Origin of the sequence: Gordonia sp. 852002-50816_SCH5313054-c, from assembly GCF_001665925.1 — a bacterium.
In the GTDB taxonomy this organism is placed as follows: domain Bacteria; phylum Actinomycetota; class Actinomycetes; order Mycobacteriales; family Mycobacteriaceae; genus Gordonia; species Gordonia jacobaea.
Genome location: NZ_LZTE01000045.1, coordinates 44,270 through 66,920, shown reverse-complemented (window position 1 = coordinate 66,920; position 22,651 = coordinate 44,270). Strand labels below are relative to the sequence as shown.

The window sequence follows — 22,651 nt, the reverse complement described above, 5'->3', positions numbered from 1 at the left end:
ACGGTTAGCGACCTCGATGACCGGAGCACCGTCGGCGACTTCGGTGACCGCACGGAACCTGACCTCCACACGCACCCGTGCAGCGATCTCAGCATCGGATTCAGTCTCAGCAGAGAAGGACACCCCCCACACTCTGACTGCGACCACCGACAAGCGTGAGACGTCAACGATGTCCCGACGACACGACGTCAAGCATGTCCCGAGCCCTTACACGTCACATCCGGGAACATCGCCACGACACCGGCCGGCGTTCGATCGCCCTTGTTCAGCCGGTCGGACGGTTCGACCATTCACAAGCCGCAGTTCACGTCGCGTAGCGGTCTCCTAGCAACCCGCCGCTTCAGCACTGCAACCTCGAACTATGACGCGCCGGCCGGGGAGCAGTGCTGGCCTGAGGATTCTGACAAGTTAGTGAGAACCCACAGGTGACAAGATCATGAGAAACCCCAGTTCGCGACTGACAAAGAGGATGAGATCCTACAGGCGGAATTTGGGGGGCGTTGAGATCTGCCTCCGGGCCCGCGCCGGCCGAACGTGGCGGCTCCAGGGCTAAATGTGTGTCTTATCGAAGGATGTGGGTGCTGCAACGCCCACATCCTTCGATTGGACACACATTGAGGGGCGCGGGGGCCGGTCACTGCCCCAACGCTGACGGAACGGACCACTTTCACAGCTGCCGGAACATTTCGGGTGGCCGGACGAATCGAACCGACACATACCGATTCGACGTCACGGAAGGTCCGACAATGTCTCGAAGCACGAGTGCTCGCCCACCATCGACAGCGGGGAGCCTGCTCAGATCTGGTCGACGAGCAGTGGTCGGCGTGATTCTCGCCGTAATGGCGTCGATCGCCCTGATCGTGGCGACGCCGTCACAGGCGTTTGCCGCGCCCGCACCGGACTGCTCGACGCTCCACTCGCGAGTCCAGGCACTCCAGTCGCAGGCGAACACGCTCAAGGGCCAGATCGACGCGCACAACTCCCGCGCCGGCGGCGTCGACAGGACGAACGCCGGGGCCGTCGGCGCCTACAACGCCGAAGCTCAGCAACTCAACGGCCAGCGCGATGCCCTGCAGGCACAGGCCAACGGGCTGCAGTCGGAGCTTTCAGCGTGCGGTTCGAAGGAGACAGCGCCAGCGATCCCGAACACCGACGGCAGCACGCCGACGCCACCTGCACCGCCCGCGCCGGCGAAGCCAGAGGTGCCTGCGAAGCCCGCGCCCCCGAAGTCGGACGCCAAGCCCGCGCCGCAGAAGTCCGCACCCGCACAGCCAAAACCCACCGCACCGAAATCCGCGCAGCCGGCGCCCGCGAAACCGCAGCCCGCGGAACCCGCACCGAAGCAGTCCGCACCGAAGCAAACCACGACCGCGAAGCCGACCGGCGTCGAGCAGCGCAACGCTCCGATGCAGAGCAAGGTCAACGATCCGGAGTACCGCGCGAAGTACTACCAGAAGCAGGGATCCGACGGTGTCATCAAGCGTAAGCCGGGCAGCGGCGTCGACGCGAATGGCGATCTGGTTCCGGCCATCCGCGAGAATCCGAAGAAGCCGGGGAGCTTCGTCGAATCCCACTCGTCGCCGACAGTCCGTGCCAAATTCGACGGCCCGGCTCAGCAACGCGCGCCGACCAGTGCCGAATCGTCGCAGATGCGCGAGAGTGTTGCTGCTCGGAACCGGGCCGTCGGTGATGTGAAGCGACTCAAGGCCGAAAGAGCGACCCAGCAGAAGACGGACGGCAAGGTCGATCCACGGACCGAGTCCGAGCTGAAGGATGCCTACCGTCGGCAAACCACGCAGGGCGAGCAGCTCGGCGAGGCGGCGGGACGACAGGCCATCGCGCGTGACTACCCGTCGTCGAAGTACGACGTTCGTGAGCTGACAAGCGCCCGTGGACAATCGGGTGCCGGCAGCCCGGACCAGGTGTTCGTGGTGCGACCCAAAGCGGGAGGCTCCGAGAGGATGGTCGTCCAGGAGGTCAAGGGGCCGTCGTCCAAGGCGGGATCTCGGATCGGCCTCGATGGCCAACGGTACGAACAGGGAACCCGCGGCTACTTGGATGCACTGATCGACGAGATGGCCCGAAACGGCGACCCACGCGCATTGAGCATGCGGAGCGCGCTCAACCGCGGTGCACTCAGCTACCGTCTCGTGAAGGCGCGCGTGTCGGGTGACGAGTGGGCAGGCTACAGCGTTCGCAACTTCGACATCGGATAGGACGACACGATGCAATCAGTGACAAGGCACGCACTTGGCCGATCGATCGACGAACTGCGTGAATCGGCAACCGAATCAGACGACGCCCTGGTATCGCACTTCGAGGACATCAGCCTCTACCCGGAGTCGACGATGCCGACCGCGGCACTCGCGGCCACCGGCGCCGCAGCACTCCACTTCGGATCAGACCCTTCCGGGGCACGCGTCGAGACCCGCGTCGCTGCCCGACGGGCCGAGCAGATCTACCTCGGGATGTACCAACTCGCAGCGCTCCCGCCGGGCGAACCATTCGTCCTCGAGATGGACTCTGCGGGTCTGCGCAGTCACGGCACCGGGCACAATCCCCGCGCGGTGAACGCACAGATCTGGCTCGACGCGTACTGGTGGGCGCGCGCCACACGCAACGGGACTGCACGCGAGACGCTCGACGCCGTCGACCCCGCACTGTTGACGCAGGGCAGCCGCAACGACGCGGCGATGCTCGGACTCGTCGAGGCGCTACAGGCACGCGACCGCAAAGACCCACAGTGGGCTGAGATGCTCAGCGCCTGTGTCTCACAAGTCAATTCGCCAACGATTTCGACGAAGGAAGAGGCCAGGCTGCTGCAGCTGGACCTGTTCGGGGTACTGGCCACCATCGGCAATGAACCCGACGACCAGGGCAACTTCACCGAGCAACTGACCGACGCCCTGACCGACCACCGGGCGTACTGGGGTGCCAGCGAAGAACGCAGCGGCACACCCCGCGGCTTCTTCTCGCTCCCGCTGTTCGGCCTGTGCGCCATGGCGTTCGACGAGGGTATGACGATCGACGTCGAATCCGACTATCTGCCCGTCGAACTCATTCAGAACCCGCCCTGGATGTTCGAGCTGGACTAGAGCGCTCCGAATCACCGACTTCCGCGCCAACCCGCCAGCTAAATATGTGTCGTATTGAAGGATGTGGGTGCTGCAGCACCCACATCCTTCGATTGCACACACATTCAGGGCGCGGCGCGTCGACTGTGACCCCGCGCGAACCAATCCGATGTGCCAGCGTCCACGAACAGTGAGTGAGGAACACCCCGCCGGAGGCAACGGACGAATATGGAGACGGCCACGTGACAACGCTTGCACGGCTGGTGGTTCGTCATCGGTGGTGGGTTATCGCGGCGTGGATCGTCGTCGCGCTCTGTGGTGCGTTCGGGGCGTCCCGCGCGACGAGTGCGCTGAGCTACGACTTCAGCCTCCCCGGCCAGTCCGGGTATGAGACCAACGCCGACATCACACGAGAATTCGGCTCCGGTGGCGACAATGCGCCGGTGTTGCTGGTCAGCAAGGCCGCGGCCGGCGGCAGCGTCGACGTCGAGTCCGGTAGCCGGATCGCGGCAGCGGCGGCGTCGGCGGCACCGGGCGCCCGAATCGCTTCCTACACAACCCATCCCGAACTGATCTCCCGCGACCGGTCGACGGCGGTCACGGTCGTCTATCCGCAGGTGGTTCCGGGCGCCGACCCCTATGTCACGACCCTGCCCGCCTTGCAGCAGGTGGCCGAGGAGTCGACGTCGGCAACCACAACGGTCGCGGTCACCGGCGTCGACGCCCTGAACGCGGGAGGCGGGGGCGGCGTCAACGTTCTCGTGGAGACCATCGTCGGTGGCGTCGGAGCTCTGGTGGTGCTGGCGCTCGTCTTCGGATCGTTCTTGGCCATCACACCGCTGCTCACCGCGGCGGCGTCGATCCTCACGACGTTCCTCATTCTCTGGGGACTGACGTCGATCACCGAGGTGTCGTTCATCGTGCAGTATCTCCTCGCGCTGATCGGTTTGGGAGTGGCGATCGACTACGCGCTCCTGATCGTCACCCGATGGCGAGAGGCCCGCGGCAATGGGTACGACGGCGAGCAAGCGGTCGAGCAGACTCTGGCGACCGCTGGACGCGCCGTGCTGTTCTCGGGCATCACCGTCGCGGTGAGTCTGGCGGCGCTGATCGCTCTCCCCGTGCCGTTTCTGCGGAGTATCGGATTCACCGGGCTGCTCATCCCGCTGATCAGTGTGGTCGCCGCGCTCACGTTGGTGCCCGCGCTGCTGTCCGTCGCGGGAACCAAGCTCGAATGGCCCCACCGCAGATCGACATCGCCGGACAGCCGATTGTGGCGACGCGTCGGGACGGTAGTTGTCAGACACCGCTGGGCGTCGACCGCGATCGCCATCATCGTTCTGGCCGTCCTCGCGATACCTGTTGCCTCACTGAATCTCTCGTCCCCGACAAACGCCTCGCTCGCGTCCGTCGGAGGCCCGGCCGGGCAGGCAGTCGACGCCGTCGCCGACGCCGGTCTCGGGTCCGGACTCACCACGCCCGTCGAGATCGTCACGGACTCACCGCAGAGCATCGTCGAAGCACTTCGCGGCCAACCGGGAGTTGCAGGAGTTGTGGCGCCGACCGAGTGGCAGCGCGGCTCGACGCACATCGTCGACGCCTGGACGACGGTGGACTCGTCCACTCCGGAGGGAGGTCGCGCCGCCGCCGACATCCGCACGGTTGCCGAACAGCACGGCGGGAGAGTCGGCGGGATAACCGCCCAGAACGCGGACTTCATCGACGCCGTGTACGGAAACATCTGGTGGGTACTACTTCTCATCGTGGTCGTGACATTCGCCCTGCTCGCAACGGCACTACGTTCGATCGTGCTGCCGCTGAAAGCGCTTGTGCTCAACGCATTCTCGCTGGCGGCGGCATTCGGGGTCACGGTGTTCATCTGGCAGGAGGGCCACGGAACGTCGCTGCTGTTCGGTCAGGACGGTGCAGGTGCCATCACCATCTGGATTCCGGTGGCCGTCTTTGCCTTCCTGTTCGGACTCTCCATGGATTACGAGGTCTTCCTACTGAGCCGCATCAAGGAAGAACACGACGCCGGCGCCAGTACCGACACCGCCACCATCGACGGCGTCGCGCGGACCGGACGTCTGGTGACCTCGGCTGCGCTCATCCTGTTCCTGGCATTCATCTCACTCGCGCAGGTGCCCGTGACCGATGTCAAGATACTCGCGACAGCGCTGGCACTCGGAATCATCTTGGACGCCACCATTGTTCGCGGCGTTCTGGCTCCAGCTCTCGTTGCAGCGCTGGGTCCCGCCAACTGGTGGGTGCCGAAGTGGTGGCCCGGACGTCGCTCTCGTCAGCTCCAGACTGAAAGACGCACTGCCAGTTGAGACTCGGAGCCTTGCCTCACGTGATCGCAGCGATGGTCCTATCCGACATCCGTGGTGACACGAAGTCGATGGCGGGCAGCAGGTAGCGCACGACGGCCGGCGACACCTCCTCGGGTCGGTGGGTGATTGCACGAACGATCCAACTCGCCGCCTCGTCGACCTCCAGCGCGCCGACGTCGTCGTATTCGGCTGTGGGAGCGATCATCTCGGTACGCACCAGCGGGAAGTAGACGTTGGTCGCCGTAACTCCCTCTGGCCGTTCGGCGTTCAGGCTGCGACCGAAGATCGCCAGTGCGCTTTTCGACCCCGCGTAGGCCGAGAACCTCGGAAACGTGTTGGCGTGCAGCGCCCAGGTGCACACGTTGACGAGCTGCCCCTCGCCACGTTCGACCATGCCAGGCAACAGCCCGAGTGAGAGCTGCACGGCGGCAAGGTAGTTGAGTCGTGTTGTGCGCTGATAGTCGTGGAACCGTTCGGTCGAGTCGACGATGGTGCGTCGAATCGAGTGGCCTGCATTGTTCACCAGAACGTCTACGGATTCTTCGGCGAGGTCGGCGATGAGTCGGTCGGTGGACGCCTCGTCGGAGAGATCGCACACCCGGTACTCGCAGCCGGTCTCGGTGGCCAGCTCGCGCAGCTTCTCCTCACCGCGCGCCACACCGATCACACGCGCTCCACTCGCAACGAGTTGGCGCGCCGACTCCCGACCGATCCCCGCCGACGCCCCGGTGATCACGACGGTCAGACCTGCGACGTCGCGGCCGCGCCCCGCCAGCGCGGCGTCGACGAATCCCGGTACAAAGCTTCGTCGCTGGACAAGAGCCTGGACCCTGCGCTGAATCGACATCGATCTCCCTTGATCCGCGTGCTCACCCGTGAAGCACTAACCCCCGAACCTAGCCCTCCCGATCGAGAACGTCGGCGACATCCGGGGCGATCTCGCGAAGGATGCAGCGCGCAGACCTCCCGAGCGCGGCGAGATCCGCGGGACTGAGCGGGTCGACCACCGCCCGACGGACCTCCACCGCATGTCCGGGCGCGCACTCGGTCAGCTTGCGCACGCCGTCATCGGTGATCTGCGCCAGCGTGTGCCTCCCGCCGCCAGGGTTGACAACGCGCGCCACCCAGCCCGAACGTTCGAGTCGCGTCATCGCATGCGACAGCCGCGACAGTGAACTCTGCGTCAGTAGAGCGAGGTCGGACAGCGGGCGGGTGCGGTCGGGCGACGACTCCAAACGGACCAGAACGTGGTACTCGAACATGTTCAGCCCGGCGTCGCGTTTGAGTTGCGAGTCGAGCGCGGCGGGCAGCGTCGTCAGTAGTGCCATCACCGATTTCCACTCCCTGAGCTGCGCGTCGTCGAGCCATGGTGCATCAGACATGGTGCCCAGCATACGCTGACTTGAACATTCAAGTCAGTGCGTGTAGCTTTAGTTGAACATTCAACAACCCGTCTGTCACAGCAGCGGTCTACCCAGGAGCTGTCATGTTCATCGCAACCGTCGTCATCGCCATCGTGTTCGCACTGATGCTCGTCTTCTCGGGAGTGGGCAAACTGCGCCACGACCCCAAGCAGATGGGCGTGATGACCGAGGTCGGATTCCCCCAGGACAAGGTGGGCCTCCTCGCGCTCGCCGAGTTCGCGGGAGCGATCGGCCTCATCGTCGGCTTGTTCTGGTGGCCGATCGGCGTCGCAGCAGCGATCGGAACCTTCCTCTACTTCCTCGGCGCAGCGATCTTCCACCTGCGCGCAGGCGACAAGAACATCGCGCCCGTCGTCGTGCTGATGCTCGTCTCGATCGCTTACATCGTCCTGCGTCTGCTGAGCATCTGACAGCTGTATCCAAAGCGGGCGCCTGACCGCAGCGAACGGGCCGCCTCAGCCGCCCGCGAAGAACAAGCTGAGCGCCCGCGCGGGTTCCAGCGCGCTCGATATGTTGGCGACGCACAGCACCAGCACCGCCGCGGCCACCGTCAACGTGGTCGCGGCGGTTGCGGTTGCCGGAAGCGTCGAGTAGCTCAGTGCACCAATACCATTCGATGCAGCACGTCGGCCGCGCCACAGTCGAACCGCGAGTACGCCGAGTATCGCCACGAATACCGCGGACAGCACCGCCACCACGACGTGGTAGCGCGCGAAGTCGGCCACGAGGTGATCGGCAACCGGCGACGCACCCGGCGTGGCGATCCCGTGACGCACAGCGTCGATCGCCCCCGCCAGTGACGAATCACGTTGCGCGGGAAGCAATGACACCGCAGAAGACAGCGGCGCAATCGCACCCTGGATGTTGGCCATGAGCAACGCAGCGGCACTGACCGTTCCGAGTGAAGCGGCCACGCCGGCGACCACATAGCCCACCGTCCGCCCGCGGCCCTCAGCCAGGCGCCCCTGAGACGACCTACCCTGATACGACACCCAGAGTCGTCGGCACGCCGAGCACAACACCAGCAGCGCCAGCGCGGCGATCACCGCTTTCGCGACGTGATAGCGCGCCCAGTAGTCGACGACGGTCCTGAGGCTATCCGGGAGCACCGCGCTTCCCGAGCCCGAATAGTCGATGAATGCGTTGCGCATCGACTGCACAAGTCGCGTGTTGTCGCCGTATCCCCCGTAATGGCCGCCCGCGAGATAAGCGGGCGCGAACACGAAGGCGATGCCGAGCACCGCGAGTATGCCCGCGTACGTTCCGGCCCACTTACCCGATGATGTCGACGTCACCCGACCGACAGTAGCGCCGCGTACGCGGCCATGGCCTTGCCCGATGAGATGAGCGGATCGCGGGACCTCAACGTACGCGCCATCACGAATGCGCCCTCGAGAGCCGCCAGTACCGCGACGACGAGATCGCGTGCGGCTGGTGTTGTCATTCCTCGCGCAGACAACAGCTTCGTGCCCGCGGTGATCCACTCGTCGAAGATCTCTCCAGTCGTCGCGCGCAGATCGGGTTCCACATCGGCCACCTCGCCCGCAATGGTCCCCACCGGGCACATATTGGCCCAGCCCGTCGCTTCGGCGGCATCTGCTGCCTCGCGAAAGGCAGACTCGATCGCCGTCGGAATGTCGTCACCCGCCATCATCAATCCGCCGACCAACTGGGCGTATGCCTGACCCATCGAGCGGAGGGCCGCGCCTGCGACTTGTCGCTTGCCCCCTGGAAAGTGGTGGTACAGGGAGCCGTTGGGCACTCCCGCGGCGTCGAGAACCTGCTTGATGCCCGTGGCCGAGTAACCACGACGACGCAACGACTCACCCATCGCGACGACGATCCGCTCCGCAGTCTGGCCGTCCTCGGCTGTGACTTTTTCCGACCGTGCTCCCGTTGACACCTTCACAGCTTAGAGCAAGTGCTCTAGAGTGGTTGCTCTAGATCACCTGCTCCAGATCGGTCGGTAGATCCAATAACAGTGGAGGTCCGATGAACCACAAGCTCAGCTCCGTCGACATACCCGCAGGGAGCCTCGACTCCGTCGACGAGGGCAGCGGTCCCCCCGTGGTGTTGCTGCACGGTTTGTTCATGGACCACACCCTCTGGGATCAGGTCATGCCGTTGCTCCCGTCCGGCTTCCGCTACCTGAGACCAGTCCTCCCACTTGGCGCGCATCGTCGCGCAATGAACTCCGACGCCGACCTGCGGATGCCGGGAATGGTGAACCTCGTCGCAGACTTCCTCGACGCCCTCGACCTCGACGACGTGACACTCGTTCACTCCGATTGGGGCGGCGGACTGTTCCTGACCGCAGCGAAACGCGACCAGCGGGTGGGACGACTCGTGATCCTGCCGTGCGAGGCGTTCGAGAACTTCCCTCCAGGATTGCCCGGCAAAATGGCCACCGTGTCGGCACATCTTCCTGGCGGCCTGACTCTCGCGGCACGGCTACTCCGAATTCGGTGGCTGCGCAACACGCCGTTGCTCTTCGGCTGGATGACAGCTCGCCCGATTCCCGACGCTGTTGTCGAGGGGTGGACGAAATCCGTACTCTCCGACCGCAACGTTGCGCGCGACCTGGCCTCCTACGCCTCCACGCGATTCGACGCGTCGAGCCTCATCCGTGATACCGAGGCGCTTCGCGAATTCAGGGGAGATGCGTTGATTCTCTGGCCTGTTCGCAATCACGTGATGCCGCCCGAGCATGGCCGCCGCCTCGCCGACCTGATTCCCTCCGCCCGCTTACGGACGATCGAAGGCTCGGTCCTCCTCTCGCTCGACGATCCCGCCGCGGTCGCCCGCGAGATCAGCGCTTTCCTGACCCGTCAGCCCGACGTCGACGAACGCACCCGTGTCGCGGGGTCCTGACACGCGGCGTTCACTGCCGGTGTCACCTGTGGTCGGAAGCCGGTACCGGACCGGATCGTGAAAGCCGCGACCACTCCGCCCAGTGCACAGAAGACCGCAGAGATGAGCATCGCCGTGGTGAATCCGGGACCGAGCGGCTGGCCAGGTCCAGCGCTGATCCCCGCAACAGCAGGAAGAACCGCGACGGCGAGCAGACCCGCGATCCTCGACACAGCGTTGTTGACGCCCGACGCCGCGCCGGCGTGCGCATCGTCGACCGCAGCGAGCGCCGCGGCAGTCAGGGGCGCGACCGTGATGGTCATCCCCACACCGAACAGGATCACCGCGGGGAACACCGCGCCGAGATAGCTTGCCCCAGGGACGATCCGCGCCATCAATGCCAACCCGATGCCCGCGATGATCGGGCCCACGGTCATCGGAATGCGAGGACCCGTCTTCTGCGCAATCCGCCCCGACAGGGACGACCCGAAGAGCATCACGACGGTGCTCGGCACCATCGCAGCGCCGGCTTCCAATGCCGAGTACCCGAGGCTCTGCTGTAGTTGCAGCGCAACAAGAAACAGCGCCCCTCCGAGCGCCGCATAGACGAGCAGGGTCGTCGCATTTGCTCCGGTGAACTGCGCCGAGCGGAACATCGACAACTCGAGAAGTGGTGCAGGCGTATGTAGTTCGATCAGCACGAACACCACCAGAAGCACAACTCCTGCGACTCCTATCGCGATGATCCACGGCGTCCACCCGCGCGACGGCCCCTCGATCAGCGCAACGATCACACCCGCGAGTCCCAGCGTGATGGTGACGGCACCAGGTATGTCGGGCCGCCCGACCACGTCCGGCTCCTTCGATTCGTCTATGTGCCGCAACGTGATCGCCACCGCAACAAGCGCGATCGGGACGCTGAGGAAGAAGACCCACCGCCACGACGCGGCGTCGACGAGCCATCCGCCCACGAACGGCCCGAGCGCACTCGTCGCCCCCGACATCCCCGCCCACAGGCCGACTGCCTGCCCTCGTTCCTCTTCGCGGATACCGGCATTGACCAGTGCAAGGCTGCCCGGCACGAGAGCCGCCGCCGCGACGCCCTGCACGAGACGTGCCACCACCAACCACTCGATGGTCGGGGCAAGACCGCACGCGATCGAGGCAATAGCGAACACGATCAAACCACCCACGAATACGGCGCTGCGGCCGTACCGATCTCCCGCGACACCGCCGGTCAGCAGGAGCGCACTCAGCGTGAGCATGTACCCGTCGACGACCCACTGCTGCCCGGCGAGCCCGGTGTCGAGGTCGCGCGCGATGGTCGGCAATGCGACGTTCACGACGGTGCCGTCGAGGAAGGCGACACCCGAACCGAGGACAGCCGACGCGATGAGCCAGCGCCCCTTCGCCGACGATGCGCTGACCCCCGGAGAGCCATTGTTCGGCGCAGGCGTGTGCATATCGTTGCCCGTCTCTCACAGTCGTGGTGCAGTGGTGTCGGCGGCACGCGGAGCCGTAGGTAGTTCCCACGATGCTCCGATCGTGCACGACTTGCCAATGAACGCAGACCAGCCAGTGTTGACCACCAGAGGAGCCGACGATGACCACCGCAGCTAGACGCCTACTGACCGCGTTCGTTCTCGTCGCGTTGACCCTGGTCAGCGGGCCGGCCTTGGCGAATGCCGCGCCATCGGCTCCCACCCGATCAGATGTGCTGACGTTCTCGATCCCCGCGATCGGCGGCGTCGAGACCGGTCCGGCCGGCGTGCCCGGCGGATCGCTGCGTCCGGTCACCGTCGTCGCGCAACCTGCGCCGCGCACCCTGCAGTTCCCGCCACCGCCCGCCGCCGTCACCTTCTCTGTGCCCTCGCCGGCGTCGTATCACTACCAGTACTCGTATCGGTTCCTGTCGATCTCGTGGAACAACCTGCGGACCGGCAAGCACGGCGTGGTGTCTCTGCGGCACTGGCAGCTACCGAGCTATCCGGTGAGCGGCTACCCGTCGACGCTGAAGACGTCCGCGGTCGCGGTGACCGGGTCGGGTCCCGTCGTCGCGACGGTCAGCGTGTTGCGTGAGCAGCCGAATGCAGCGCCGCAGGTGATCAGCGTGATCCCAGGCGTGAACGCGATTCAACTGCCCTGATCGGCACGCTCCCGCCTCGCCGTGATCGCCGACGCCGCACTCCGTAGGTCGAGGCGAACGGCGGGCGGGACGACCACTGCCAGAGGGATGAAGACCGGCGCGAGCACGATCGGCAGCGTGAACACGGCTCGTGCCCCGACGGTCGTCGACCCGTCGGACGCGCGGTCGACGGTGAGCACCAGCGCGGCGTCGACAAATCTCCACTGCCCGATCTCTACCCAACGCTGTGGTCGAGCGCTCCGAACGACGTCCATGCGTGGGCGGACACCCGGGACGACAGTGACGTCTGTCCACGACGTTCCGACGTCGCCGGGGTGATCGCCGAGTGGCATCAGGTCGGCGATCGCACGCAGGCTGGCTTGCCACTGCGGCCGGTTCTCCGGGTCGACGAGGTAGTCGAAGACCTCGTCGGGCGGGGCGTCGAAGGAGACCGACACGTCGGCGACGGCACGTCGGACGGTCGACGGAATGCGCATGAAAGTCACCGTCTAGAGCGGCAGCGTCGGCCAGGCGTCGGGTCCGGCACTGCCCGCGGCGTAGTCGTCGATCGGTACCTTGTTGGCGCGCCATGCGTCGACGATGGGATCGACGATGCGCCAACACTCTTCGGCGGCGTCGCCTCGAACGGCAAGTGTCTCATCACCTTTGATGATTCCCGACAGCACCTCAGCGTACGCGCGCATCGACGCGTTGCCGAAGTCGGCGTCGAGGTCAACGGTCTTGAGCGCGAACGGATGTGAGCCACGATGGACGTTGAGCCGCACCGACATCGCGTCGTGTCCGAAGGTGAAACGCAGGACGTTGGGCTCGACCTGGTCCTCGAACTGCTCGGGGACGTGCCGCAGCGGACGGAAGGTCAGCACGATCTCCTTCGCCTCCGGATCGAGCGCCTTGCCCGAGCGCAGCGTGAACGGCACACCCTGCCACCTGTTGGTGCGAACCTCGAACGTGGCTTCCGCCAGGGTCTCGGTGTTGTTCGATGCGTCGACACCGTCCTCGTCGACGTAACTGGGCAACTGCTCGCCGCCCGCCTCGCCCGCCGTGTAGCGGGCTCGACGCGACGATGCCACGGCGTCGTCGTCCCAGATGTGCACGGCACGCAGCGCAGCGCCGATCGCGTCACGCAGATCGCGCTCGCCGAGTGTCGCAGGCGGTTCCATCGCGACGACGGCAACCAGTTGCAGCAGGTGGCTCTGGATCATGTCCTGCAGCGCGCCGACCCCGTCGTAATAGCCTGCGCGACCCTCTAATCCGAGGCTCTCGTCGTACCGGATGACGACCGACTCGATATGCGTTCCCGACCACACCGGCTCGAACACGCGGTTGGCCAAACGCACCCCGAGCAGGTCGAGCAACACCGACTGACCGAGGAAGTGATCCACGCGGTAGATCTGGTTCTCGGGTACCAGCTCCAGCAGGAGCTCGTTGAGTTCGCGGGCCGACTTCTGGTCGCTTCCGAACGGCTTCTCCGGGGCGAGCGTGGTGCCGGGCGGAAGGTCGACGTCGCGCAGCGCCTCGCACGCCTTGCGGGTCACCGACGGCGGCACCGCGAAGTACAGCACAGGACGGCCGTCGATATCGCTGAGAACACTTCTGAGATCGTCGGCGTCTGTCGGGTCGCCCCGGCGGTACACGGTCTGTTCCGCCACCCGGTCCCCCGCGTCCGACCGCTCGTCGGCGAAGGCCTCGCGAACCTTATCCCGCCACTGATCGTCGGTCAGGTCATGTCTGCCGACGCCGATCAAACGCACGTTGAGATCGGGTTCGAGACCGAGCAACTGGCCGAGTGCGGGGAGCAGCAGCCGCTTGGTCAGGTCGCCCGTGGCGCCGAAAATGATCAGCGTCGTCACCTGCGGTGACGTCTGGTCATCAGCGCTCGAGGTGTTGTCCGACGCCGGTCCGGTCACGTAGTCCTCCTCGACGATGAGCCCGTCCGTGCGGACTCTATTGGCATGTGCCCGACTCGCGAAGTTTCGTCGGACAACTGCGATCACAGGCAGAATCGAGAGCATGGCCGCCTATATCGAAGACTACGCACTCGTCGGGGATTGCCGCACCGGAGCGCTGATCTCACGCAACGGTGACGTCGACTGGTTGTGCGTTCCACGCTTCGACAGCGCCTCGATCTTCGGGAGCCTCCTCGGCAAACCCGACCACGGATCGTGGCACCTTGCGCCAACCGACCTCGACGCGACGGTGAGCCGACGCTACGACGGTGAGACGTTGATCCTGGTGACGCGGTGGGAGACGTCGACCGGTGTCGCCGAGGTCCACGAGTTCATGCCGATCGACGGCGGGCGCGTCGATCTCGTGCGGCGAGTGGTCGGGATCAGCGGCAAGGTCGAGATCGACACGGAACTCCGCATGCGCTTCGACTATTCGCGGGTCGTCCCCTGGGTGCTGCAGCACGGCGACGACGAGCGCCCGGCGCTGAGGGCGGTCGCGGGACCAGACGCCGTGATCGTCCGAGGCATCGCACTGAAGGCCACCGACCACGTCCACCGCGCGACGAAGACGATCCACGCGGGCCAGACCCTTGATTTGGTGTTGACCTGGTACCACTCATATCGCGAAGAGCCAGAACCACTCGACGTCGATCAGGCGCTGCGCGAAACACACGACTGGTGGACGGAGTGGGCAGGCCGTATCGACCACACCGGATCACGCGACGCGGCGATCGTCCGATCGCTGATCACGTTGCGCGCGTTGAGTAACCTCGACACCGGGGGCATCGTCGCCGCTGCAACCACGTCGCTACCCGAATCCATTGGCGGATCACGTAATTGGGACTACCGCTATGTGTGGCTACGTGACGCAGCCCTGACGCTCGACGTCCTCGTCTGCCACGGATTCATCCGCGTCGCCGAGCACTGGCGGATGTGGTTGCTGCGCGCCATCGCCGGCGATCCCAGTCAGTTGCAGATCATGTACGGCATCGCGGGAGAGCGAGAATTACCCGAGATCGAGATGCCCCAGTTCCCCGGTTATGAGGGCTCCGCCCCGGTACGGGTCGGCAACGGCGCCGTCGACCAGTTCCAGGCCGACACCATCGGCGAGGTGCTCGTCGCACTCGACGCCGCCCGTGCCGCAGGCCTGCCGGAGAACAAGATCTCGTGGTCGCTGCAGCGCGAACTACTCAAACGGGCCGAGGAGAACATCGACAAACCCGACAACGGCATCTGGGAGATCCGCGGGCCGCTGCGCAAGTTCACGCACTCGCGGGCGATGGTGTGGGCAGCGTTCGATCGAGGCGTACGCGCCGTCGAAGAGCACGGACTCAAGGGGCCCGCGAACCACTGGAAAGCGCTGCGCGACAAGATTCGAGCCGAGATCGAGGAGACCATGGTCGACCCGCACACCGGCCGGTTCGTCCAGTATCCGGGCACGACGGAGGTCGACGCCTCACTACTGCAACTCCCACAGGTCGGCTTCTGCGACTTCGACGATCCGCGCATGCTCGCCACCGTCGAGGGCATTGAGCAAACGCTGATGCAGGGCGGGTTGGTGCTGCGCTACCGGACGTCGTCGCACGTCGACGGCCTCGACGGCACCGAACACCCCTTCATGGCGTGTACGTTCTGGCTCGCAGAGCAGTACGCCCGCAGCGGCAGGCGTGGCGACGCCGAAAAGGTGATGGCTCAGGGTATGGCGACGGCCAACGACGTCGGACTGTTCTCCGAGGAGTACGACGTCGACGCACGCAGGCAGGTCGGCAACACGCCACAGGCGTTGTCACACTTGGCATTTGTGCGCGCTGCGGATGCGCTCGCCGACTACCCGGACAACTGACCTCGACGCGGGGCGAGCCGCGTCAGCGGGGAGATCCCAACGGGGAGTTGACAAACCACACGATCTCCTCGCGCATCGACCTGCTCCGCCAGCCGTCCTGTGTGCGTATGAGGGTGTGGTGGTAGTAGCCGCCACACGAACTCTGCTCGCCGAGTCCCGGGATCTGCATGGGATTGAAGAACTGCGCGCGAACCGTCGCCGTGTCGCCGCTGATCTCGACGTCGATGTTCAGCACGTAGTGCATCGTCATCTCCAGCGACGACAGCCCGCGCTCGAGCCAGTCCACGACGTCGTCGACGCTGCCGATGATTCCGAACGGCGATGCCGTGTAGTCGATTTCGGCATCCTCGGTGAAGACCGTGCGGTACAGCGGCCAATCCCGGGCGTCGACCGCGGTTGCGTAACGAGTCAGCAATTGCCGGATCTCCACCGTATCCCCGATGGTCTGGGCATCCACTTCGATTCTCCCCCTGCTCAATTCGGTGTGATATCGATGGTCACCGCGTCGGGATAGAACGCGACATGACCCGCGATCTCGGCGACCGCGGGGTACGGCTCGTCGTAGAACCACACCTTGTCGGCGAGCGTCGCACCGTCGGCACCGACTATCCCGTGGTATCCGGCCTCGCCCTTGTAGGGGCAGTAGGTCTGATGCGTACTCGGAGTGAAGACGTCGGCGTCGAGGTCGTGGCGCGGAATGTAGTAGACCGGCGGATACGACGCTTCCCGCAGGATGAGCGCGTCGTCGGTCTCGGCGATGACGCGATCTGCCACGCGGATGCGCACGTGCTCGGTGGCAGGTTCGACGGTGATCGGATGGTCGTCGGTCGGTAGTAGCACCTGGCGTTCGCTCATGGGTCTCCTGTGTCACTCCTGTGCGGCCCGCAGCGGCGGACCGTCGAATCTTTCGATCGTCACGAACTCGTCGACGGGTTGCCTGCGCAGCTTCGTGAGTTGTTTGACGGGTCTGCCGATGGGCAGCACCGCGGCGACGGCGTGCGTCGTCGGCAACCCGATCAGTTCTTGGACGGCGGACTCGCTCGCAGCTGCCATCGTCGTGACCGTGCCACCGAATCCGTGGGCGCGAGCCTGCAGCAGGATGTTCCACACCAGCGGATAGATCGACGCTCCGCTGATGACACCGATGCGGTCGAGGTCCTGGTCGGTCGCCGCGACGACGGCGAGGTCGACCGACACGACGAGCACCACCGGGGCGTTGATGAGCGGCGAGACGAATGCGTCGACGCCGTCGACGGATTCGAGGTCGCTCTCGGTGACCGACGTCGGATTGACCGGATTCCACGGACTCTCGCCTGCCGCCTTTTGCGCGAGGTAGCGTCGGGCCGCAGGTTTGCTGAGGTCGGCGATCCGACGTTTCGTCTCGGCGTCGCGCACCACGGTCACGTGCGCGCCCTGACGGTTGCCGCCGCTCGGAGCGAAGCGCGCGACGTCGAGGATGTCGAAGAGCACGTCGTCGGGAAGCGGATCGTCGGTGTACGACCGCGCCGCGAACGTCGTGCGCATCGCCTCGCTCAGGTCGAACCCGCTCGTGCTTGTGTCGGAGTCCACCTCTTCACTATGCCAACCCGGTCAGGCGGCGGGAGCCGTACTCGACGATCCGGCGCACCAACGCGCCCGTGCTGATTGAATGGCTGTCGACACGCGATTGCCGACCGGCGGTCGACTCGGACAGATCACGGGGGTGACGATGAGCCGACGTTCGACGCTGCAGCGACTCGACCCGATTGGTTCGTGGGGCGGGCTGCACGCCGTGAGTCGGCTCGTGTACACCACTCCGGGTCCGGACGGAACGTCGGTCACCGCAACGGGATTGGTGTGTCTCCCGGACGGTCCCGCCCCCGCGGAGGGTTGGCGGGTGGTTGCGTGGACCCATGGGACATCTGGACTGTCGGAGCATTGTGGGTTGACCGGCTCGCCCGATCTCGAGGCTGGGACCGGCGAGGTGATCGGTCGGCTCAACGCTGCTGGATACGCCGTCGTGGCCCCCGACTATCTCGGCCTGGGCCCGGGCACCATCGGTCCGCATCCGTACCTGCACACCGACACCGAATCGACCGCGACGATCGACGCTGTCTGCGCGGCGCGCATGGGCATCGGCGAGTTGTCGCAGCACTGGGCCGTCGCCGGTCAGTCGCAGGGCGGTCACGCCGCCCTCGCGGCCGGGCATCGCGCCGCGACGTATGCACCCGACCTGATCTTCCACGGCACCGCGGCCCTGGCCCCGGCGTCGAACATCGAGCACGTCTTCGCCATGGCCAGGCCGCAGATGCCGTCGATTCCCGGCTTTCCGGTCGGCAGCCTGCTCGCGGTGCTGACCGGGATGACGGCGACGCCGACCAAGGTGGACGTCCGCTCCTACCTCACCCCGGTCGGCCAGCGAATCTCCAACGAGATGACCGGTGTGTGCAGCGGCGCGAGGCCACAACTCGTAGCGGGGGTATCGACGGGTTCGGTAGTGGCGAAACCTCTGGGCGACAGCGATTTTCGACGCTCCCTGGCCGAGTACATGGCCGTGCCCACCGGCGGCTACGGCGCTCCGGTGTTGATAGTGCACGGCTGGAAGGACTCTCGCGTACCGCTGCCGCTGACGCTGCGCCTGCTCCGACAGTTCCGGCGAGCGGGCACGCGCTTCGAGTTCCACGCCGTCAACGCGGGCCACGACGACGTCCGCGACGGCGCCGGCCTCATGTACCTGCTGGCATTCCTCCACCGCATCCTGCCCGCGCAGGGGTGACGCACGCCCACTCGGCGGGATAGCGCGCCCACTCGGCGGGATAGAGCACCCACTCGGCGGGACAGTGCACCCACTCGGCACGACGGAGCACCCACTCGGCGGGATGACGCGCCCACTCGGCGGGATATCGCGCACATTCGACGAAATACAGCGCCCACTCGACGAAGTTCGGCGCACAGCCGGCGAGAGTTCCCGTCGACTGTGCGCCGTATTCAGCCCACTGTGCGCTGTATTCAGCCCACTGGGCGCTCGAGGTAGGCGACTGTGCGCGTCAGACCTTCTGCTGCATCGACGACCGGGCAGGGTTGCCCTGGTCGGCAGCCTTGGGGTCGGGCTCGTCGGCCTTCTCCGTGACGCCCTTCTTGATCTTGGCGCCGAGGTCTGTGTCGACGCGGCTCCAGTAGTCGAACGCTCGGGCCAACACCGGTTCGGACACTCCGTTGAGCAGGTGGCCGACGACGTTGTCCGCCAGTCGATCCCGCGCGGCGTCGTCGAGTACCTCACGGACCAGGGTTCCCGCCTGGCTCCAGTCGTCGTCCTCGGGATGGTCGACGTAGGCGCTGCGGATGATCTCGCCGTCGGCGGCCCACTGCGGCTCCGGCTGACCCGAGAACGTCGCGGCGGGACCACCTTTCGAGTTCGGCGCATAGACCGGGTCGGTCACCGGATTGATACGCATCGCACCGTCTTTGGAGTACGTGTGGACATCGTTGCGAGGCGCGTTGACCGGGATCTGCTTGTAGTTCACGCCGAGCCGGGCACGATGCGCGTCGGCGTAGGCGAACACGCGGCCGAGCAGCATGCGGTCGGGGCTGAATCCGATACCGGGTACGACGTTGTTCGGCTCGAACGCCGCCTGCTCGATCTGGGCATGATTGTCGGTCGGGTTGGTGTGCAACGTCATCTTCCCGACCTCGTGCAGCGGATAGTCGCCGTGCGGCCACACCTTGGTCAGGTCGAAGGGATTGAACCGATACGAGACCGCGTCGTCGTACGGCATCAGTTGCACCTTGAGAGTCCAGCTCGGTCGACCTCCGCCCGCGATGTTCTCGAAGAGGTCGCGGGTGTGGAAATCGGTGTCGGCAGAAGCCATTTGGTCGGCTTCGTCCTGGGTGAAGAACTCGACGCCCTGATCGGAGATGAAGTGGTACCTCACCCAGTGCTTGACGCCCTGGGTGTTTACCCACAGATAGGTGTGCGAGCTGTACCCGTTCATGTGGCGCCAGGTCTTCGGGATACCGCGGTCGCCCATCAGCCAGGTGACCTGATGCGCCGACTCCGGAGACAGCGTCCAGAAGTCCCACTGCATGTCGTGGTCGCGAAGGTTGTTGTCGGCGCGGCGTTTCTGCGACCGGATGAAGTGCTGAAACTTCAGCGGATCCTTGATGAAAAAGACCGGCGTGTTGTTGCCGACCATGTCGTAGATGCCCTCTGAGGTATAGAACTTCAACGCGAAGCCGCGTGGGTCGCGCCACGTGTCCGGGCTACCCCGCTCACCGGCGACGGTCGAGAATCTCGCGACCATCTCCGTCTTCACGCCTGGTTGGAAGAGCGCCGCGCAGGTGTAGGCCGAGACGTCTTCGGTTGTCTCGAACGTGCCGAACGCACCGCTCCCCTTGGCGTGGGGCTGACGCTCGGGGATGCGCTCGCGGTTGAACTGCGCCATCTGCTCGATCAGATAGTGATCGTGCAGGACGATGGGACCGCCCGCTCCGACGGTGAGCGAATGCTCATCGCTTCCGGCAGGCGCTCCGGAGTCTCTGGTTGTGTAGAAATCGTTCTGATCCGACATATCGCCTCCAAGGGGCTGGGGTCGGCGAAAAGTTGTCAACGGGGCGTCGGGCTGTTTCAACGCCGTGCTCTCGACACTAGACGTCGGACCGATATGCCGCAGAAACTTCGACTGCCCAGCCCAAAGGGCCTGAACCAGCAGGGTCGGTACAGCAGGGCCTGAACCAGCAGGGTCGGTACAGCAGGGTCAGTACAGCAGGGGGCCGAGTTCGGCGGCGAGTTCACGACAGCGGGGCACCAGCGAGGTGATGGCATCGAGACGCGCAGAGAATCCTGTCACCGTGACCGCACCGCGGACCACACCCTCCACGTCGAGTATCGGTATGGCGATCGACGCCTCTCCGTCGAGCATTTCGTCGACCGACACGGCGTAGCCGCGTTGGCGCGTCTCCTCGACTTGCGCTGCGAGTTCACGCATCTCGGTGACAGTCGACGGCGTCAGCGCGGGAAGTGTTGGTGGCAAGAGCTCGCGCCACTGCGAGTCCGCCGCGAGCAACAACTTTCCCGCGGCCGACGCGTGCAGGGATCGGATCATTTCGTGCTCGGCGACCAACGGATGGTCGGGATCCATGTCGACGATCCGAAGGGTCGCGGGACGAAAGTGCATGACGTACACGCCGAAACGCACCGATGCGCGGAACTTCTCGCAGAGTTCCTGTGCGCGGCTGGACATGTACGGGGTCACCGCGGAGTGCACCATGGTGTTCAACCTGTTTCCCAGCGCGAAACCGCGCAGATCCGCTGTCCGCACGAGGTACTCCTCGACGGCCAACGTATTCAACAGGCGATAGATGTTGGCAGGCGGCACATCCAAACGGTCGGCGATCTCGCGGCTCGTTGCTCCCGGCCCGAGATCACCGACGGCCTCGATGATCTGCATCGCCCGCGCTATCGACTCACCCGCGCCGGGACGTCCCATCCCCATCAGCCCACCCCCATCAGCGCAGCCCCGGTAACGCCAGCACGTCGTCACGGTTCGTCTCGTCGAACACACCGACCCGCGCGAACCGCGCGGGCCACCGTGCATAGATCACCACCACCGCGATCGCAACGACGGCCACCGAACCGAAGAAGCACAGGAACGTCACCCGGTCACCGGAGTCCGACATCGTGGCGCCCAACCCGAGAAGAATCACCAGGCCCGACGCGGTCCCCCAACTCGCGACCAGCAGGGGCCGCGTCAATTCCCCCATGCGTCGCAACAACCGCGGCGCCGCGAGACATGCCGCGACGTAGCTGCCCATGTAACCCAGGGCGCTCAGGGTGAGGAAGTCACGGACACCCTCCTCGGGATCGCCGCCGAACCACAGGAACACCAGCGGCCCGAGCGCCACCACCGATGTCGCGATCGCGGTGGCGAACGCCGGCGTGTGTAGTCGACGATGCGTGGCGCCGAACTGCTTCGGAATGATGTGCTCACGCCCGAGCGTGAACAGCACGCGCACAAGCGCATTCACCGATGCCATAGCGCATGCCAGGAATGAGGTAGCGATACCGACGTCGAGAATCATTGCGGCGACGGGGCTTCCGTCCGAGAGGAACAGTGCCGCGAGCGGTGTGCTGCTCTCCCGTACCGACTCCGACGCTCCCGCCATTGCCGCCGACTGACTCGACACGGCAAGCAGATAGATCACACCCGCCAACAACGGTGTCCACAGCAACGCACGTGGCACCGACCGGAAGGGTCGACGCGCCTCGGCAGACAGCGTCGTCGAACTCTCGAATCCGACGAATGCACTCACTGCGACAACCACACTCAGTGCCAGTGAGCCGTCGGGATTCGGGTGCGCCTCGGACAGCCGCCATGGTTGGTCGCGATGGGTGTAGCCGAGCCACAGCATCAGCGCGACCATCACGACAACCGCGAGCAGCTCGATGCAGAGGATCACCACCGCCGAGACCTTCACTCCCCTGATCATCACGAAAGCCATGACGACGGCGGCGAGTACGACGATCACGCTCATCGCCACCTGTGATACCCGTTGTGTCACACCGGCACTGATCGCAACGTGATTCGTGTACAGACCGACAGCCATGAGACCGGCGACGCTCACGGCGGTATAGCCGACGACCGCCGACCATGCCGTCACCATCGCCGTCCTCGCGCCATACGCCTGCGCCACATAGGAATAGAGACCACCGACGACTGCGACGCGTTGCGCCATCGGCCGGATGCAGAGTGCGACGAACATGATCACCACGAGCGCGGTCAGGAATGCCGCGATGCTCCTCGCCCCACCCGCCGCGACGATGACGAAGAGTGGCGTCACGGCGGAGGTGCCCGCAGGCGCGATCGCCGCGACAGACTGCGCGACAACCGCTACGAACGGGAGCTGCCTGCGCGTGAGTCCGCGGACCGGCGACTCGTCGGCAATCAGTGGCACCGACGGCACGGGCGGCGAGGGCACAGGCGGCGAGGGAACCGGTGAAGAGGAAGTCGAGGTCATGATCGCGTTCACAGTGGACCCCCCACGTTGCGCCTCGGCTAA

At 65.5% G+C, this 22,651-nt stretch carries 21 protein-coding genes; 8 read left to right on the top strand and 13 right to left on the bottom strand.

Annotated elements, in window-relative coordinates; genetic code table 11:
• Positions 1-824 precede the first annotated feature (824 nt).
• From A5788_RS24440 to A5788_RS11135, 3 genes are all read left to right on the top strand, one after another.
• Positions 825-2,216 (top strand): hypothetical protein, encoded by a 1,392-nt coding sequence (locus A5788_RS24440; RefSeq protein ID WP_156525502.1) that lies wholly within the window; start codon positions 825-827, stop codon positions 2,214-2,216.
• Positions 2,217-2,225: 9 nt separating this feature from the next.
• On the top strand, positions 2,226-3,095 hold the full coding sequence (locus A5788_RS11140; RefSeq protein WP_082938022.1) for an immunity 49 family protein: 870 nt from the start codon (positions 2,226-2,228) through the stop codon (positions 3,093-3,095).
• A gap of 221 nt (positions 3,096-3,316) precedes the next feature.
• Positions 3,317-5,407 carry an MMPL family transporter gene (locus tag A5788_RS11135; RefSeq protein WP_064866044.1) on the top strand — a complete coding sequence of 697 codons (2,091 nt, stop codon included), beginning with the start codon at positions 3,317-3,319 and terminating at the stop codon, positions 5,405-5,407.
• A gap of 16 nt (positions 5,408-5,423) precedes the next feature.
• Here A5788_RS11135 and A5788_RS11130 read toward each other — a convergent pair whose 3' ends face one another.
• Both A5788_RS11130 and A5788_RS11125 read right to left on the bottom strand, forming a co-directional pair.
• Positions 5,424-6,254: an SDR family NAD(P)-dependent oxidoreductase gene (locus tag A5788_RS11130; RefSeq protein ID WP_064866046.1), complete on the bottom strand. Its 831-nt coding sequence runs from the start codon at positions 6,252-6,254 to the stop codon at positions 5,424-5,426.
• 49 nt (positions 6,255-6,303) lie between these two features.
• A complete protein-coding gene (locus A5788_RS11125) occupies positions 6,304-6,789 on the bottom strand; it encodes a MarR family winged helix-turn-helix transcriptional regulator (protein ID WP_231894247.1) in 486 nt (161 codons plus the stop codon).
• Positions 6,790-6,893: 104 nt separating this feature from the next.
• Between A5788_RS11125 and A5788_RS11120 the strand changes: the two genes are divergently transcribed.
• Positions 6,894-7,241 (top strand): DoxX family protein, encoded by a 348-nt coding sequence (locus A5788_RS11120; protein ID WP_064866050.1) that lies wholly within the window; start codon positions 6,894-6,896, stop codon positions 7,239-7,241.
• 45 nt (positions 7,242-7,286) lie between these two features.
• Here the strand turns inward: A5788_RS11120 and A5788_RS11115 are convergent, their stop codons facing one another.
• Both A5788_RS11115 and A5788_RS11110 read right to left on the bottom strand, forming a co-directional pair.
• Positions 7,287-8,126: a hypothetical protein gene (locus A5788_RS11115; RefSeq protein ID WP_064870113.1), complete on the bottom strand. Its 840-nt coding sequence runs from the start codon at positions 8,124-8,126 to the stop codon at positions 7,287-7,289.
• Positions 8,123-8,734 carry a TetR/AcrR family transcriptional regulator gene (locus A5788_RS11110; protein WP_331710820.1) on the bottom strand — a complete coding sequence of 204 codons (612 nt, stop codon included), beginning with the start codon at positions 8,732-8,734 and terminating at the stop codon, positions 8,123-8,125. Before A5788_RS11110 ends, A5788_RS11115 begins: the two co-directional genes overlap by 4 nt.
• An 89-nt stretch (positions 8,735-8,823) precedes the next feature.
• Between A5788_RS11110 and A5788_RS11105 the strand changes: the two genes are divergently transcribed.
• Complete coding sequence (locus A5788_RS11105; RefSeq protein WP_064870111.1) at positions 8,824-9,702, top strand: alpha/beta fold hydrolase; 879 nt, start codon at positions 8,824-8,826, stop codon at positions 9,700-9,702.
• On the opposite strand, the gene A5788_RS11100 is transcribed toward A5788_RS11105, so the two are convergent.
• Complete coding sequence (locus tag A5788_RS11100; RefSeq protein WP_064866056.1) at positions 9,660-11,144, bottom strand: MFS transporter; 1,485 nt, start codon at positions 11,142-11,144, stop codon at positions 9,660-9,662. The two genes, A5788_RS11105 and A5788_RS11100, sit on opposite strands and share 43 nt — an antisense overlap.
• A gap of 140 nt (positions 11,145-11,284) precedes the next feature.
• On the opposite strand from A5788_RS11100, the gene A5788_RS11095 reads away from it, so the two are divergent.
• A complete protein-coding gene (locus A5788_RS11095; protein WP_064866058.1) occupies positions 11,285-11,827 on the top strand; it encodes a hypothetical protein in 543 nt (180 codons plus the stop codon).
• On the opposite strand, the gene A5788_RS11090 is transcribed toward A5788_RS11095, so the two are convergent.
• On the bottom strand, positions 11,815-12,303 hold the full coding sequence (locus tag A5788_RS11090; RefSeq protein WP_064866060.1) for an SRPBCC family protein: 489 nt from the start codon (positions 12,301-12,303) through the stop codon (positions 11,815-11,817). The genes A5788_RS11095 and A5788_RS11090 overlap by 13 nt on opposite strands.
• Positions 12,304-12,315: 12 nt before the next feature.
• On the bottom strand, positions 12,316-13,734 hold the full coding sequence (locus A5788_RS11085) for a glucose-6-phosphate dehydrogenase (protein ID WP_082938023.1): 1,419 nt from the start codon (positions 13,732-13,734) through the stop codon (positions 12,316-12,318).
• 103 nt (positions 13,735-13,837) lie between these two features.
• On the opposite strand from A5788_RS11085, the gene A5788_RS11080 reads away from it, so the two are divergent.
• Entirely contained in the window at positions 13,838-15,616 is a 1,779-nt protein-coding gene (locus A5788_RS11080) for a glycoside hydrolase family 15 protein (RefSeq protein WP_064866062.1), read from the top strand.
• Positions 15,617-15,638: 22 nt separating this feature from the next.
• Here the strand turns inward: A5788_RS11080 and A5788_RS11075 are convergent, their stop codons facing one another.
• Genes A5788_RS11075 through A5788_RS11065 form a run of 3 tightly spaced genes read right to left on the bottom strand, consistent with a single transcriptional unit; the run spans position 15,639 to position 17,140 of the window.
• Positions 15,639-16,073, bottom strand: coding sequence for a nuclear transport factor 2 family protein (locus tag A5788_RS11075; RefSeq protein WP_064866064.1), 435 nt, complete (start codon positions 16,071-16,073; stop codon positions 15,639-15,641).
• 17 nt (positions 16,074-16,090) lie between these two features.
• A complete protein-coding gene (locus A5788_RS11070) occupies positions 16,091-16,471 on the bottom strand; it encodes a DUF427 domain-containing protein (protein WP_064866066.1) in 381 nt (126 codons plus the stop codon).
• A gap of 12 nt (positions 16,472-16,483) precedes the next feature.
• The gene (locus A5788_RS11065) at positions 16,484-17,140 is read right to left on the bottom strand and encodes a nitroreductase family protein (RefSeq protein WP_064866223.1); all 657 of its coding nucleotides are present in this window, start codon (positions 17,138-17,140) and stop codon (positions 16,484-16,486) included.
• A gap of 124 nt (positions 17,141-17,264) precedes the next feature.
• Between A5788_RS11065 and A5788_RS11060 the strand changes: the two genes are divergently transcribed.
• On the top strand, positions 17,265-18,371 hold the full coding sequence (locus A5788_RS11060; protein WP_231894246.1) for an alpha/beta fold hydrolase: 1,107 nt from the start codon (positions 17,265-17,267) through the stop codon (positions 18,369-18,371).
• 271 nt (positions 18,372-18,642) lie between these two features.
• Here the strand turns inward: A5788_RS11060 and A5788_RS11055 are convergent, their stop codons facing one another.
• The 3 genes from A5788_RS11055 to A5788_RS11045 form a co-directional block, all read right to left on the bottom strand.
• Positions 18,643-20,163 (bottom strand): catalase, encoded by a 1,521-nt coding sequence (locus tag A5788_RS11055; RefSeq protein WP_064866068.1) that lies wholly within the window; start codon positions 20,161-20,163, stop codon positions 18,643-18,645.
• Positions 20,164-20,349: 186 nt separating this feature from the next.
• Positions 20,350-21,087: an IclR family transcriptional regulator gene (locus tag A5788_RS11050; protein WP_049700435.1), complete on the bottom strand. Its 738-nt coding sequence runs from the start codon at positions 21,085-21,087 to the stop codon at positions 20,350-20,352.
• A 13-nt stretch (positions 21,088-21,100) separates the two neighbouring features.
• A complete protein-coding gene (locus A5788_RS11045) occupies positions 21,101-22,570 on the bottom strand; it encodes an APC family permease (RefSeq protein WP_231895458.1) in 1,470 nt (489 codons plus the stop codon).
• Between the last annotated feature and the right edge of the window lie 81 nt (positions 22,571-22,651).